The sequence below is a fragment of the Flavobacterium davisii genome, from assembly GCF_042182265.1.
Lineage (GTDB): Bacteria > Bacteroidota > Bacteroidia > Flavobacteriales > Flavobacteriaceae > Flavobacterium > Flavobacterium davisii.
Genome location: NZ_CP097869.1, coordinates 797344 through 813670, shown reverse-complemented (window position 1 = coordinate 813670; position 16327 = coordinate 797344). Strand labels below are relative to the sequence as shown.

Annotated in this window: 10 protein-coding genes; 4 read left to right on the top strand and 6 right to left on the bottom strand. The window is 27.8% G+C overall.

Annotation, left to right across the window (positions count from 1 at the left end):
* Positions 1–320: 320 nt before the first annotated feature.
* A complete protein-coding gene (locus NAB20_RS03355) occupies positions 321–1520 on the bottom strand; it encodes a glycosyltransferase (RefSeq protein ID WP_088390680.1) in 1200 nt (399 codons plus the stop codon).
* A gap of 175 nt (positions 1521–1695) precedes the next feature.
* Here NAB20_RS03355 and NAB20_RS03350 point away from each other — a divergent pair, with 175 nt between their 5' ends.
* Genes NAB20_RS03350 through NAB20_RS03340 form a run of 3 tightly spaced genes read left to right on the top strand, consistent with a single transcriptional unit; the run spans position 1696 to position 7533 of the window.
* Positions 1696–4785 (top strand): hypothetical protein, encoded by a 3090-nt coding sequence (locus tag NAB20_RS03350; protein ID WP_375605497.1) that lies wholly within the window; start codon positions 1696–1698, stop codon positions 4783–4785.
* Entirely contained in the window at positions 4782–5999 is a 1218-nt protein-coding gene (locus NAB20_RS03345; RefSeq protein ID WP_105196215.1) for an Ig-like domain-containing protein, read from the top strand. Before NAB20_RS03350 ends, NAB20_RS03345 begins: the two co-directional genes overlap by 4 nt.
* Positions 5983–7533 (top strand): glycosyl hydrolase, encoded by a 1551-nt coding sequence (locus NAB20_RS03340; RefSeq protein WP_375605496.1) that lies wholly within the window; start codon positions 5983–5985, stop codon positions 7531–7533. The genes NAB20_RS03345 and NAB20_RS03340 overlap by 17 nt, the downstream gene beginning before the upstream one ends.
* A 325-nt stretch (positions 7534–7858) precedes the next feature.
* On the opposite strand, the gene NAB20_RS03335 is transcribed toward NAB20_RS03340, so the two are convergent.
* From NAB20_RS03335 to NAB20_RS03325, 3 genes are read right to left on the bottom strand one after another with little or no spacing between them, the layout of a single operon-like run.
* On the bottom strand, positions 7859–9037 hold the full coding sequence (locus tag NAB20_RS03335; RefSeq protein WP_105196217.1) for a glycosyltransferase: 1179 nt from the start codon (positions 9035–9037) through the stop codon (positions 7859–7861).
* Positions 9038–9067: 30 nt separating this feature from the next.
* Positions 9068–10360, bottom strand: coding sequence for an oligosaccharide flippase family protein (locus NAB20_RS03330; protein ID WP_375605495.1), 1293 nt, complete (start codon positions 10358–10360; stop codon positions 9068–9070).
* Entirely contained in the window at positions 10357–10659 is a 303-nt protein-coding gene (locus NAB20_RS03325; RefSeq protein WP_088390668.1) for a hypothetical protein, read from the bottom strand. Before NAB20_RS03325 ends, NAB20_RS03330 begins: the two co-directional genes overlap by 4 nt.
* Positions 10660–10810: 151 nt before the next feature.
* Between NAB20_RS03325 and NAB20_RS03320 the strand changes: the two genes are divergently transcribed.
* Positions 10811–12877, top strand: a complete 2067-nt coding sequence (locus NAB20_RS03320; protein ID WP_240668952.1) for a lipopolysaccharide assembly protein LapB — start codon at positions 10811–10813, stop codon at positions 12875–12877.
* Positions 12878–12908: 31 nt separating this feature from the next.
* On the opposite strand, the gene NAB20_RS03315 is transcribed toward NAB20_RS03320, so the two are convergent.
* On the bottom strand, positions 12909–15485 hold the full coding sequence (locus NAB20_RS03315; protein WP_127823365.1) for a T9SS type A sorting domain-containing protein: 2577 nt from the start codon (positions 15483–15485) through the stop codon (positions 12909–12911).
* A 121-nt stretch (positions 15486–15606) separates the two neighbouring features.
* Complete coding sequence (locus NAB20_RS03310; protein WP_105196220.1) at positions 15607–16326, bottom strand: LytTR family DNA-binding domain-containing protein; 720 nt, start codon at positions 16324–16326, stop codon at positions 15607–15609.
* Position 16327 lies beyond the last annotated feature (1 nt).

Here is a 16327-nt window from a genome sequence, read left to right as displayed (position 1 = left end):
TATTCCACTTTATTTTTCTTCCAATTCAAGCACGTACTCAAATTTTAATCATCAAAATAGTTCACTATTTCTTCTTCTAAAATTTTCCGTGAGCACTTGAATTTATTAAAAAATTTTGTTTCACAACGAAGTCTAATGCGGAATCTGGGTTTAACTTTTCAGGCACCCAGAATAAAATTAAGATTTGTCTCGTCCGAATAAGTTTATATTTTTATATAAACTTATTTTAGGACAAGACAAAAACTTACATAAAACGAGTAAACAAACAAAATTCTAAAACATTTAAAATCAATTGAACATTTTTTTAAATTAATTCACTGTTAATTATTGGGGAACAATCTATAGTAAAAAGCTATTTTTCCTAATTGAAAAACTATTTTAAAAGAATCCTTAAAAGATAATTTTGAGCCATCCACATGAACCCATCTCTTTAAAGGAACTTCACAAATGATTTTTTGGGCATTTTCAGATCCATAAATTTTTTTCATTCTCATAAATATTTCTACATCAAACAACCATTTTGTAATGAATTTTTTTTGAAATGTTTTTTCAATTATTTCTGGTATCATGACTTTGGCTCCGCATTGAGTGTCCTTAAATTCCATTCCTAGCGTCTTTCTAATGATAAAATTTATAGTCATCGAGATGATTTTTCTAGCAGATTCTTTTGTAATTTCAGCCCCCATTCTATCTATTCTAGAACCACTCACAATTTTGTATTCAGAACCCTTGATTGTGTCAACTAATTTGTGAAAATCTGTAAAATCTGTAGACAAATCGGCATCTAAAAAACCGATGAAATCAAATTGATTAAGTGATGCTAAGTGCAGCATTCCTAATCGAACAGCTTCTGCTTTACCTCCATTTTTTGAACAATTATAAACACTCATATTATTAAGGTTTCCTTCACATAATTCATTTAAAACTTTTAGGGTATTATCTGTACTCCCATCATTTACAAAGCATAGGTGATAGCCCAAATTTGTTTTGATAAAGCTTTTAAATTCAGTACTGAGTAATCTTTTTTCTTCATTATAACAGGGAATGACAACACCTATAACTTTTTCTTGTAGAAATTGATTATTATGATCTATATTTTCTACAACCTTAGGAGTTCCAAGTATTTTTTTTACACGTGCTCCTATTTCGTTTAAACTAAGTGGTTTTTTTAAATAGTCGTCAGCACCCAAATCAAATCCCTCTAATATGACATTTTCTTGCGTATTACCAGATAAAACAATAACAGGAGTGTTACTTTTTCTCCCCATTTTAATATATTTAACGATCTTAAGACCGTGTGCATTATTGTCAATATCTTCTTTAGAGATATTAGAAATAGAAGAGGGTAATACTGGCATATTCATATCAACTATAACCAAATCGGGTTCAATCTGATCATATAATTGAATAGCATCATGAACATTATTACAACTATAAACCTCAAATCCTAAATCTGTTAAATACATTTCTAAAGATAATAATACGAGCTGTTGATCATCTATAGTTAATATTTTTTTCATTTTTGTGTTTTTTAGTTGATTGTATAACTAAATTAAACTCAAGTAGACGTCATTTTTAGTATTTTAGATAAATATAAATATTTGTTTCGACGAATGGTTGGTTTATAACGATACAATATTTTCGAAAATTAATTTTTGCTATTACATTTACAATGCAAGCTTTATTCTTAGTAGTGTGAGAGAACCTTCAAATAAATATCTTATTTCAGCTCTTTTAATTGGGGTCGTTTTTCATGGTAGTGCAATATTTTTTACCTTAGAAAATACGTATGACGCACTAATTCATCTTTTTTTTGGTAATCATTATGCTCAAAATTGGTTTGAATCTTGGAATTATAGTTGGTACACAGGTTTTAGTGTAATGAGTTATCCCCCATTAGTACATCAGTGTATTGGGCTATTGTCTTATGTGGTAGGTTTAAAAATTAGTTTGTTTTTGATAGCTATTACAGGGGTCATATTATTTATTACAGGTGTTTACAGATTTTCATTACTCATTTCTAATAATAGATTTGTAGCTGGACACGCGTCAATAATTGCAGTAATTTCTTCTTCGTTTGTAGAAGCGCTACATATTTTTGGTCAGCTTCCCAGTATAATAGGAATTTCTATATTAATGCACTCCTTACCTGAAATTTATTTATTTATAAGGAAAGGACATCTCAAACATTACTTAAACGCATTATCACTAATTGCTGTAACAGTTTGTTCTCATCATGTTACGCCTATATTTGGAATGGTTTTTTTTATAGCACCACTTATAGGTATGACAATTATAGATAAAGCACGTGAATCAACTAACTCATTTGAAGAGGTTAGAATTCAACTTTTTCTAAGAACATTAGTTCAACTATTAAAAAGAATTATTGTATTTGGTTTTAGTGTTATTGTACTAATCGTTTTTTGTATTTTACCTTATTGGATTAATTCAAAAAAAAATCCCATTACTCAAGTTCCAATTCCGCATGGGAGTAGAGATAACTTTATTGAAGTGACTTCATCAGGATTGGTTTTTTTTGTAATTCCTTGGGGAATATTATTATTTCTATTGCCTTATTTTTTTTACAGATTTTATTCTAAACGTTACATTTTCTTTGGTTTATCGTTAGCAATTCTTACCTTATTAGGAACAGGAGGAACGACTCCGTTACCCATTAAAATTTTAGGATCTAATGCTTTTAATATTTTAACATTAGATCGTTTTACTTTTTGGGGAAGTATTATGTGTTTACCTATGTTTGGAGAATTTGCTTATAGATTAATTGAAGGTGATTTAAAAAAAGCAATACAAGACAAATATGGAAGTGTATATCATAAATTTATTATTGGCTTGTATGGTGGTGGGATGATATTTCTAGCCATCTTTACAATTACTTTAAGTTATTGTAGACCGTTACAACCTAAAAAAATTGACATGTTGCCTATTGTTAATTTTCTAAATCAAGATCAACACGATCAATGGCGTTTTTTGCCATTAGGTTTTGGGGATCAAATGGCTTATTTATCCACTTTAACAAAGGCTATGACAGTGGATGGGAATTATCATTCTGCAAGGCGTCTTCCAGAATTAACTTCTAGAGCAGTTGAACGTTTGGAAAATTCAAAATTCAGAGGATTAGAAGGGATAGGTTCCTTACAGCAGTTTCTTACAGTTCCTGAAAAATATAATTTGAAATACATTTTTTCAAATGATAAATTTTACGATCCCATACTTTATTTCTGCGGTTGGCACAGAATAGGTTTACTAGAAAATGGTATTATGGTTTGGGAAAAAATTAGTGTAAAACCTCTTTCTAAAATTTTACCAAAAGATGAAAATCCTTATTATTTAAAATTAATGTGGGGGATTATACCTATGCTCACCATTATTATAGCTTTTGTACTCAATATACAGATGATTTGGATGCAAGCCTTAAAAACAAATACCAAAAACTTAACCAATTTTAAAGAATATAAATTATATTACGATGTATTTAATCAAAAAATGATTTTAATTTTACATTACTGGGGGATTTTACTTTCTTTAATTATTATAATTAGCTTATATTTCCTTTATAGAGATGTTGATAAACAACTGACACCTGAAAATGTAGTTAAATCCTTTTATAATGATTTAGATCATAAAAATTTTAAAGAAGCTTATAACTTAACATTTCCCCAAAAAAATTATCCATTTTCACAGTTTATGCTCGAAATTTCAGTAAGTGATGGTATTATAAATTCCTATGGAAAACTAGATTCTATTGCTGTTAAAACGGTATTTATTGGGCCTGAAAATGCAAAAGTTATTGCCCAAACAAAATGGATTACTCCATTAAAAATGATTTATAAAACATTTACTCATTTTGTAAATAAAAAAAACAGAAAATGGTATATAGTACCAGATAAAAAAGATACAGATATTCCTCCCGATGAACTTTTTAGTAATAATCAAACAGTATTTTATAAACAAGGAAGAAGAAGAATTACAACCCAACAAACATATCATGAAGATGTTTTAAGACAACCTGATTTAGAAATTCTTTCAGCTTCACTAGTAGAGCAAAATAATAGATTTGAAGTTATTGGAACCCTTCAAAACATTGATAATGTTCCTGCAGATGTTATTCTAAAAGGAGAGTTGTATGATGATAATAATGTTATGGTAGCTTCTTATAATTCAAAATATACCATAAAGCATAAATTAAATCCTAAAGAAACAACTCCTTTTAAGATAGAATTTGAAGAGATTGCTTGGTTAAAAAATACAGAGGTAAAACCGAAGACTTTTAATCCTAATGAGTTTTCACCCAAAATTTTTAAATCAAAACCTGTTAGATTCAATTTACATGGAGAAGGAAATGTAGTTACGACTGATCTGTACAATTTTGTATCTTTTTATGATTTACAAATAAAGAAAGATAGATTAAAAGGAAGCCTTTTTAATTTCGGAACACAAGAAGTTACAATATCAGAATTAATTATATCCTATTATAACGATAATAAAGAACTTATTTATGTGGATCATTATTTTATAAATGAAGGAATACGAATTCAAAGAAAACAATTCTTTGATTATAAATTACTAGATTTAAGTAATATAAAAATAATTAATTCAAATATTAAAAATTGTTTTATAAATGGTATTTCAAACGAATCAATTGCTCGATTCGTTTTTGAAAAAAATAATGGAAATGAACTAAATCAATTACAAAAAGTTGAAGGAAAAGGATTTGCATTTATCAAAATAAGTTTAAATAATTTTATTGGTAATCCAAGGTTATGAAGCAAAAAAAGAGCATTTTTACTTTTATTATTTTTGTCCTATTCTGTGGGTTTACAAGCTTTTATAATACTTCTAGAAGATATGAATTAATTAATCCAATACTTAAAAGTGAGGCAGGAAAGAAAATTTCTTTTCAATTTATAGCACCTGATAATAGCTGGCTTTTTATTAATCATTCGTACGGAAAAACAATTTTGTATGGAAAACGGAAAAACAATTTTCTTTTTTTTGAAATACCTGCTATATATACCCAAAAAACAGGTAATATTTCGTGGTGTCTTATACATGAAGAAAAAATTATATTAAAAGGAAATACAGAGATTTATCCTACTATCATTTCATCAAAACCTTTAGAAGCTTATTTAGGACCTCCAAGTACTTTGGCAGGACCTCCCCACTTTGTAATGTTTGTTACTATACCATCAGATATTTACGATAACCCAATGCCTACCAATACAAGGGTCGATTATAAAGAACATTTTTTTAACAATATTCAGAATGATATAATTTTAACAAAAAATTTGATTGCTTGGAAAAATACATTTGCACCAACAAAATCAGGTAAAATATTTTTATCCGCTTTAGTTAATACTTCAACCACAAAAGAATTTGAAGCTGTAATCTATCCTAATATACCAACAGATTTTTCTATTAATTATACAAGACCTCATTTTTTTGCCGATGGAAATCAAATAACCACATTGTCTACTAGTACAATAAAAGATAAATTTGGAAATATTGTAAGTGATGCAACTCAAATAAATTTTTTAATAAAAAATTCAAAAGGTATTTTTCTTACTACACAAGGAAATACAATAAAAGGAATTGCCACAACTCAAATTTTACATCCAGATCATAAAGAAAAATATAATGTAAAAGCGTTTGTAAATGGTATGGCAGAAAGTAATACCATAAATATTGACTATAAAAATATTACAGTTCAAATTCCTTACAAATTTATAAATAATAGAACTCTAACTGTAGGACCTATAAGAAGCTATATGGAACAATTAGTTCCGGATGGTATTGCAGTTAGTGTTAACGTATATAGAAAAAAGAACCTTGTTGCTGAAATTAAAGAAAATACTTTAAAAGGCATTGCCTATTTTAATTTTCAAGAAGAAGAATTCCGAGCGGATGCCTATTCATTTGAAATATCAGTTTTAGGAAAGACAATAAAAACACAGAAGATCTTGTATGGCTATAATAAATAACAAAAATAGTTATCGTTTCATTTTAATAAGCTCCTTTATTTTGCTCAACCTATTAATATTATATGGACTAAGTTCTATAATTGCCTTTATGAATTCAGGGGCAGATAGAGCTGCCATATTACATTTAGATAAAGAACCTATAAATACTTACCTACCTAAAGTTGAATGGGAAAAAGATGGAAATGAAGGTAGAGAAATAGAACCTCAAACATTAAAAACTATAGAAAAACAGTATCTATTTTCTTGGTATGTTAAAAATAATGCTTTAAATAAAAATATAAATGCAGGTTTAGCAGATTATTTTACTCAAAATAGTTACAATCAATTAAAAAAAATTATAAAAGAAAATAAAACCCAAAAGATTACGATAGATAACACTACTTTGAAGCATCATTTAAAGCTAGAATTTTATAGTGAAGACGGACAACAAGTTGTTATAACAGATAAAAATGTTGTCGAGTTTCAAAATATATATAAAAATAAAAAATTTATAGCTTCTGTTAAAGACACTTCTTTGTATAAAGTCATCTTATTGTTAGAAGATGGTTACTGGCGAGTACGACATATTGTAAAAATGACGAAGGAACCCGAAAAAAGCGAACAAAACGAAAAAGGAATTTTTACTATCCAAAACCAAAAAATTTGTAAGTCAGGAATTCCTTTTAAAATAAAAGGAATAAATTACTATCCCAAAGATTCGCCTTGGGATATGTATGGGAAAAAATATGATTCTACAGTTATCAATAAAGATTTTAGAATCATTAAAAAAGCTAATTTAAATACAATCAGAATTTTTGTGCCGTATGAAGATTTTGGAAAAGCAGATATTAAAAAAGATAAACTAGATAAATTAATTCAAATTATAAAAATGGCAAAGAATAATAATTTATTTGTTATTGTAACATTGTTTGATTTTTATAGTGATTATTCTATTGAAAGTTGGACATTAACGCATCGTCATGCCGAAAAAATTGTTACAGCATGTACTGAATTAGACAATATATTAGCCTGGGATATAAAAAACGAACCTAATTTAGATTTTGAAAAAAGGAAAAAACAAAACGTAATTCCTTGGCTAGAAAATATGATTGATATGATAAAACAAATAGATAGAAAACATCTCCTAACAATTGGTTATTCTAATAAAGAATCAGCAGAAATTCTTAAAGATAAAGTAGATTTTATTTCTTTTCATTATTATGAAGAACCCAAAACTTTTTTAGATTCATATCATTTAGTAGTAAAAAAGACAAAAAAACCTGTTATTGTGGGTGAATTTGGTTTATCATCTAATAAAAACTTTTGGAACTGGTTTGGAAACTCTAAAAAAAGTCAGGCACAATATCATAAAGGAATGCAAGAATATTTTAGGAATAACGATATCTCATTTATTTCTTGGACTCTTTATGATTTTCCAATTGTACCTGACAGCGTTTTTGGGAATAGATTTTGGATAAAAAATAAACAGAAAAATTTTGGTTTTATTGATAAGAACGGAAAAAAGAAACCTTCGTTTTTATTCATATCACATTAACTATATAGTGCGTTTTTATATTACCCGTATATAATGCAGTATTCTAATAATCTGTTTTGAAAACAGAAGTGATTTAGACGAGTTATTAAGTCAATTGTCATTTTAAAATGGTATGCGATTAAATCCAGATTCTGTATTAGACTTGAACGAAGTGAAAGGGAGAAGCCTTCTATTCCACTTTATTTTTTCGATTCAAGTAAGCTAATTTTAACCATTAAAAGAGTTGACTATTTCTTCTTTTACAATTTTCGGTGAGTCCTTTAATTGACTAAAAAAATTATTTCATAACGAAGTCTAATACGGAATCTGGGGTAAAAATAATTTATCAATACATATTATTAATTAAAAGATTTATCTCATGCAGATATTTATCAGCTATTTTATCCATTGTTAAAGCATTGGCTACGGTATAATTAGTATAAGCTAATTCTCTTCTATAATCATCATCATGTAAAATTTTATAAATAGCTTGAGCTAAAGATTCAACAGAATCTGAATCAAAAAAAGCACCTTTATATCCTTCTTCTTCTACAAGTAATGCTAAATCTCCTAGATTAGGCATTACAACTGCTTTACCATAACTTCCAGCTTGATGTAATACTCCAGAACTACCTGTGGTTGATGTATAAGGAAAAACAATGACGGTACTTTCAGTAAAGATTTTTTCTACGTCTTTTTCTTCAACATATCCAGTAAAAACTAATCCTTTTACATGTGCGTACTTTTTTTGAACACTTTCAAGGTACCCTGGTGTATTGGGACTATCAGTGCCAGCAATGACTATTTCAATAGGTTCTGTATAATGTTGTTTAATTTTTTGTACAGCTTCTATCAAAATTTCAACTTTTTTATATGTACCAAATTTTCCAAAAGCCATCACTTTTTTAGGACCAGGAAGTAAATCAAAATTAGGTTTTGAAACGGTTTCAAAAGAGCCATGAGGTATTAAAACTACATTGCTAACCTTATATTTAGATTTTAAAATATCGACATACTTATTTATTGTTACAGAAATTTTATTTGCTTTTAAAATAAAATAAGTTAGACTGGTTCCAATGAGATTATAAATACATTGCATTATTTTATTTTTTGTAAATCCAGCTGTATTTAAATCAACCTGCTCAAGGATATTATGCATCAATACCATAGTTTTAAAGCCTAATAATCGTAATATAAAAGGTAATAGTAAACCTAATGCAGCGGGTATTTTTTTGTCACCAAACTTTACAAATTGTAAATTAAATAATATGGCATCTGGTTTTGTTATTAAAGCGGTTTTGCAAATTGTAAAAATAATTCCGTAACTATTAAAAGACCAACACTCATTTATTTTAACTTTTTGGCTATTATCAAAATCCAGCGTTTTTTTTTCAGACGTCTTATCACACATTAAGATAAGCTCTGTTACGTCCTCTTTTTGAACAAAATTTTTTACCAAATGATATCCATATTCGTTAAGTGTAACCTTACTAGGAGGAAATGATGTTATAACTGCTAGTTTCATAGTTTTTTCTTTAGTTTGTAGTTGCTTTGTTTATACATTATCTGCTTTAACGGTTTTAAATCTAATATGAACTAGGGAATAAATGACCTGAAACAATAATAAAAGAAGCATACTAACTATTTGAACATAGACAACTTGATTTAAAGATTCATGATAAAAGGCAATTAATATTACCTGAATGAATCCAAAAAAAGCGGAGATAAAAACAGGAATATAATTATTAATAGATAAGTAGTAATAAGTTAAGAGATTTGCAATAACAAAGATAGTAGTAGCTAAAGCATATTTCCATAAAATGGAAGCTATTACTAAATATTCTTTTCCAAACATGATTAATAAAATTTCACTGGAAAAAAAGGCAGTAAAAATGATTATAGATAAGGATAATATAGCTATATAAAAAATATAATTAAGTAATACCCCCCTCGTTTCTTTACCTTGCTTTTTTAGCAATATAACTCTGGGTAATAATAACATTATAAACATCCAAGAAACAAAATAAATGACTCTTCCTATTAACGCAATGGATGAATATAAACCCGCTTCGTAATTTGGAAAATAATGTTTAACTAGAATAATATCACTATTGTTAATAATAATTTGAGTAAACTCATAAAAAGCGGTAATTAAAAAAAACACTCTTACTTCTTTAATCCAATTAGAAGTTTTAGTAGCATAAAAATATTTTTGTAATTCTACTCTTTTATACGGAATTAAACCACAGATTATTGAAGTTAAAATACCGAATGCCACAATGTTTGATACAGCTATTTTGGGAAATGTAAATAACAATACGTAAGTAACTATTAGTCTACTTAACATTTCATATAAATAAGATTTAGATAAATTATAAAAATAGCTTTTCCCTTGCTCTATTCCACGTTTAACACTCATTAAGAAATAAAATGGAATTGCCATACCAAAGAGTACAAACATTGTAGCTGTTTCAGTTTGAAATATTTCTTTTAGACTTTTTGAAAAAAGGAAAAATAATAAACCAATTGTAACACCTAAAATAATTGCAATTTTGTTAAAAAACACAATAAGAGAGGAACGCTCTGTATCTTGTAAGGTAACTGTAAATTTAGTTGTTGCTATTTGAAAAGTCATACCCAAAAAGGATAAAACCAATAATAACGTAATTAAAATGGCAGTATCAGCAAAAATTTGAGGTCCCAAGATCCTTCCTAAACCTAAGTTATAAAAATAGTTTCCTAAATTTACAATCAACATCACAAACATAAAATACCTGTCTTTACTTAATGTGAATGATGAGAAAAAGGTTTTATTTAATGACAACGCATTCATTATATATTTTTTCACAGGTTTACCTTTTTTAAGATATGATTAATTTTTTCATCCTTAAACATCTTTTCAATTTTTTTACTTTTTGAAAATATTTGAAAAATCACATGTTCTGAAATGGCCTTCTTGTATAACAAATACAGAGCTCTTACACATGTTTTGTCTATTTCTTGATTTTTTTCAAATAAAATTTGAATCTCTTTAGGATGGGTTCCTATTAATGAATTGAAATAATTAACTACAGAGTTTACATTTTGTGACCCCATATTTCCATTTATTTCATAAACGCCTGAATTGTAAGTAATTTTAAGTGACATAGCCTAATGATTTTAAAATTTTATACTCCGTTCATTTTACAAATTTCTAAATACAAAAAGATAGAAGACTTATTTTTCGACGAATAACAGTTTCCTTTAGTTTAAATTACGACGAATTATGATTAACTTAGTCATATAATACATTATATCTATGCTAAATTTTATAAAGTATATCAGTATTTTAATTTTTACTAGTAATTGTTTTGCTCAAGAAATGAGGTCTGGTTTTGATTATCTTGAAAAAGGAAATTTTGAAAAAGCAGAACTTTTTTTTAAAAACATCCTTCAAGATTATCCTAAAAATAAAACAGCTCAACTATGTTATGCAAGGGCTGTAGGTTTGAACAAAAAGCCAGAGGAAGCAATTGTTTTATTTGCAAAATTGCAGGATGAGTATCCAAATGATTTTGAAATTAAATTAAACTATGCAGAGTCTTTATTATGGAATAAAAAATTTAGAGAAGCAAAAACTTACTATGAAAACTTAATTATGCTAGATTCAAAAAGTTTTCCAGCAGTTTTAGGATATGCTAATTGTCTTTCTAATTTACTTGAATATGAAAATGCACTATCTTATGTAAATCAAGCTTTAGAATTGTCAAAAAATAATTCCAATGCACTTATCTCTAGAAAATATATACGATTAGGATACGCAGATCAATTGTCTAAAAAAAATAAAGTAAATGAAGCCTTACTACTATTAGATGATAACTTAAAGGATACACCTGATGATAGAGAAACACTTTTAAACAAAGCCAATTTATTATTAATAAAAGGCGATTATTCAAATGCGAAAAAAAACTATCTTAAATTAAATAAAACACAAAATGATTCTATAGTATCTCTTAATGGATTGGTATTAGCCAATCATTTAGCTAATCATGAAAAAAAAGCATTACGTCTTGCTTTAATAGCCAAAGCAAAATCAGATAAACTATCGGATAAATTATTGATTAATCAAAGTACAGAAAGATATATTCAAGCATTAATTTGGAATAAAAAATACAAAAAAGCCCAAATAGAAATCAATGATTTTAAATTAAAAACACAAAACAATGCACAAAGTATTGGGCTTTTAGCTATGTTGAATGTTTATAAAAATGATTTTCCCAGTGCAATTAGAGAGTATAAAAATCTATTAGTAAAAGATTCTGTTTCCTTTGATGGAAATTTAGGAATTGCTAACGCTTATTATGCAAATAATCAAATGATTGAAGCATATAAAGCGGTAAATAAAACATTAACTTTTTTTGAAGGACAAAAAGATGCAAATAATTTATTATGTAAATTAAATGAAAAATGGAGTCCTTCTATTGATGAAAAATGGAGTTACTCATTTGATAATAACAAAAATTCAGCTATTTTCTCTTCAACTATTTTAAATTACCCTATTAATTTAAAAACATCTTTGATAGCTAAGTACAATTATAGAAAAACAAAAAACAGTATTAATGATCAATTAGCTTATTCAAATGATTTTATACTAGGAATTAATCAGACGTTGCTTTCTGAATTAACTTTAACCATTTTAGGAGGGATAACATCCGTAAATTCGTATTCGCAAGACTACAAGGAATTTTTAGGACAGGTTGCATTAAAAACAAAGCCATTTAAGCTTCAAGAAGTGGAAGGAGGATATTTACGCGAAATCCAGAATTTTAACGCAGAGCTTCTAAATAGAAAAATTGTAAATAATCATTTTTATATCAATTATAATATTGGAACCAATCTTAACTGGGGTGGTTTTGTTCAATACTTTAAGACATTACAGAGTGATGATAATAAACGAAATCTTTTGTTTACATCAGTATATTATACATTATTATCAAAACCTACCATCAAAGTAGGAGCTAATTATCAATTTATTAATTTTAGTGAGCAAAAACCACTATTCTATTTTAGTCCTGCAAGATTTAATGCCTACGAAATTTTTACTGATATAATTAAAGATGATAAAGTTATTGAGTCAAAAGGAACTTTTTATCATGTTATTGTAGCGGGAGGAACCCAGTTTATAGAAGATAATCAAAATCAACTTACTTATAGACTTCAAGGTAAAATAGGTTATAAATTTAATCCTCGTATCAATTTACATTTATATGGATTAAAAAGTAATATTGCATCAAGTACTGCTGCTGGGTTTACATATACTGAAATAGGTTTAGGATTTAAGTGGTTGTTTGCAAAACCATTAAAATATGAAAGGTTGCTCAAATAATGAGCAACCTTTTAAGAAAGTATTTTTAGAGTTAATTAATCATTAGTTTCGCTATTCTATACGTATTATTAGAGTCTATAATTTTGCAAAAATAAAGGCCTTTTGGTAATTCTTTTTTAGATAAAGAGATAGAGTTAAATCCTGCCTTTGCATTAATATCAAATTGTGTAACAACTTTTCCTAGTGAATCTACAATTTGTATTTTCATAGAACTAGAATCATTTGCTACAAATTCAATGGTAGCGTCATTGCTCACAGGGTTAGGATAAATAGCTACTTCTGATGATTCGTCATGAACTAAAGACATATTTGTTGAAAAACGAACTTCTTCTAATGCTAATTCCTTTACAACCTCCTGGCCATTTTCTGTAGCCATAATAAATACAATTGTTTTAACATCGTTTAATTTTGTTTTGTCAGATAGCCCAATTAATGAAGAAATAGGTAAGCTGAACTCTCGCCAGTTAGAGGTTAGTTTTACAGTAGTATAGGGTTGATTTTCCCAGTTTGAAATACCGGCTTTTATAAAGCGAATTTCTAAAAGACCATTGCCTTTAGCTTTAAATTTAAAACAGTTGTAATCAGATAAATCAACAGCTTTAAATCGAGGTGTTAAAGCACGATATACACTTACATAATTAGTTACTTTTGCATTTAAATTTACGTTTCGTTCAATAGGAAATTCATTACTTAAAGCTTCATAACTATTAGGTTTTATTTGATAATTTAAAATGGTCGTTCCTTTAGCAGAACTATCTAATCCCCAAGGACCATCAGATAAGAATAAGTCGTCTGGTATAGCCGTATTTTTACCTATTCTCATGCCTATATCAAATAAAGAACCAATAGGATAATCATGTTGTACTAAAAACTTTTTATCTAAGTTAATACTTGCCGTAAAATTTTCAAAAGTTGCCGTTTCAGATAGTCTTTTTCCACCATCAAAATCTACAGTTTGCAAACCAGAAGGATTAATAATATCTAAACATAGTTTTCCGTTGGAATATTTACCTTTTTTAACAAATACAGTAGGTGGATTAGATACGTTATATTCTGTAATTGTTTTCTGGTTATTTATTAGTGTAAGTAATTCAGAACCCAATTTATATAAATTATCTAATGAATTTGTCCAAATTTGAAAATTATAATAATCTGCATTTTTTTGATATTTATCTAAATTCCAATGGCTATCTATTGAAAAATTACTTTCATTATGGGTCAATCTAGCAGCTAAACTCATAGAATATTCAATATTTCCGTCAGCATTTTTTAAGATAGTGCGAATAAAATTTTGTTCATTTAACTGTATGGTAGAAACAGATAAAATTTCAGCACCTAATAAACGATCACAAATATATTTAGTATGTTCGTACACACTATTATTAGTTTTGATTGCAATTATACTTCCTATAGTTTTACTGTTTTTGATATAATCTACAGAATAGATAGCTGTTGCATTTGTAATTTGTGTTAAATCAAAAGGAGTGGACTCAATAACAGCATCTTCTTTAATTACTTGTAAAGGTATGAAAGACTGTAGAGTAAAGTTCGCATTTCTATTTGCATAGCGTGCGTTTTTTTCTACTCTGGCCGCTTTGTTACGATCAAAGCTATAATTCGTTTTTACTCGATTATAATTACGTTTATTTATGATATCTCCTAATCTATTATTACTTTCCAAGCCGCCATTATTACCACCTGAAGTTTCATCAACAACAGGACAAGATCCAGTTCCAGAGCAAGAAGGATCATCACAATCAACTAATCCGTCACCATCATCATCAATACCGTTTGAGCAATTTTCTTGTGCTACAGCAGCTGTAGGACAACGAGCTCCATCGTTACTGGAACTGGATGGGCCAAAAGCAAATAAGTTAGAATTAATCATATTTGAACCAGTTAAATTTTGAACGGTTCTTATAATATAAATAGTGCCTGTGTCATTTGATGAAACATAAAAATTACCATCTACATCAAAATATACAGCACCATAAGTATAATTTAATCCTGCCATAATAGGAACCTCACCTAAATTTTGTACAGCTCCAGTTGAAGGGGTAATTCTATATAAGATATTTGTACTTTTTTCCACAGTATATAAGTATCCATCAGCTGCATTAAAGGCCCAGTCGTAAATATTTATAGAAGTGCTGAGCGGATAGGACGTAATATATTGTCCGTAAGTAGCAGAATTGGGGTTAACATCTATTTGGTAAATAAAACTTCCTATTTTTAAAAAATAAACCCCATCTGAACGAATATCCCCAACAAATCTATTACCTAGCGGTAATTCAGGTATGTAAAATGAGGTAGTTTGAAAATCAGCACCTATCCTTACAATAGTATTGGCAGGGGTACTTAATGAACCCCACATATAGCCATCGGTCGGATTATATCCTGCCGCATTAATTGTTCCAGGGGTAATATCAGTGGCAATTAAAGTTGCTGTACCTGATGCTAAATTTATAGCATACAAATCATTCATTTGAAAAAGATAAGCGTTATAATCGCAATTAAAAGGCTGATTTTGACTAAATGAAGATAGATTAGCAAGGTTTAAAATAACAGCTAATCCATATTTTACTGATGATAAAACACTATTTTTCATGACCTTACTGTTTTAAATTATTGGTAAAGTTAGAAATAAGATAAGTGATTAAATTTGATTTTGGTTTGTTGTATATAAAGTATAGATAAAATGTAATTATCTATAGATGAGTATTATAATGTTAAAGTAAATTGAGTCTATTCATTAATTCGGGTCTATTTGATCGACTAACAGGAATTACTTCCTTACCTATAAGTACGCTATTATCTTCTATATCTATAATTTTTTTTACGTTGATTATGTAAGAACGATGTACTTTTAAAAATAAGTCATGAGGAAGTTTGTCTTCAATTTTTTTAAGTGTTGAATGCACGGTATAATTTTTACTTTCTGTTTTAATAAGGATATAATCGCCTTTTGCTTCTATTAAATTGATAGAATGAAAATTAATTTTTATAAGTCGTCTATCAATGTTTATATAAAAATCATTCGATTGATCTTGAATTTTGATTGTATTTTCAATTTTTGGTACTGGATCATTTATTTTTATTAAAGAGGATTTGAATTTTTGGATTGCTTTATCAAAACGCTCTTGGGTAATAGGTTTTATGATATAATCTACAATACAGTCGTATTCAAAAGCTTCTATTGCATAATTTTTGTCAGATGTGATTAGAATTATTTTGGGTGGGTTTTTAATAGTTTGTATAAAATCAAAACCTGTAAAATCGGGCATGTGAATATCCAAAAATATAAGATCAACAGTATGTTGATTTAAATATTTCATGGCTTGAATTGCATTAGAAAATTCTTCAACTATATTAATTTCGGAATAATTAGAAGCCATTTGATAAATTATGGTTCTTGCTAAAGTTTCATCATCTACAATAATACAATTCATT

Excerpts from the sequence above, each read along its gene's own strand:
- NAB20_RS03355 (WP_088390680.1), bottom strand. The coding sequence starts at position 1,520 with ATGAAAAAAATATTAACTATAGATGATCAACAGCTCGTATTATTATCT.
- NAB20_RS03345 (WP_105196215.1), top strand. The coding sequence starts at position 4,782 with ATGAAGCAAAAAAAGAGCATTTTTACTTTTATTATTTTTGTCCTATTC.
- NAB20_RS03340 (WP_375605496.1), top strand. The coding sequence starts at position 5,983 with ATGGCTATAATAAATAACAAAAATAGTTATCGTTTCATTTTAATAAGC.
- NAB20_RS03335 (WP_105196217.1), bottom strand. The coding sequence starts at position 9,037 with ATGAAACTAGCAGTTATAACATCATTTCCTCCTAGTAAGGTTACACTT.
- NAB20_RS03325 (WP_088390668.1), bottom strand. The coding sequence starts at position 10,659 with ATGTCACTTAAAATTACTTACAATTCAGGCGTTTATGAAATAAATGGA.
- NAB20_RS03320 (WP_240668952.1), top strand. The coding sequence starts at position 10,811 with ATGCTAAATTTTATAAAGTATATCAGTATTTTAATTTTTACTAGTAAT.
- NAB20_RS03315 (WP_127823365.1), bottom strand. The coding sequence starts at position 15,485 with ATGAAAAATAGTGTTTTATCATCAGTAAAATATGGATTAGCTGTTATT.
- NAB20_RS03310 (WP_105196220.1), bottom strand. The coding sequence starts at position 16,326 with ATGAATTGTATTATTGTAGATGATGAAACTTTAGCAAGAACCATAATT.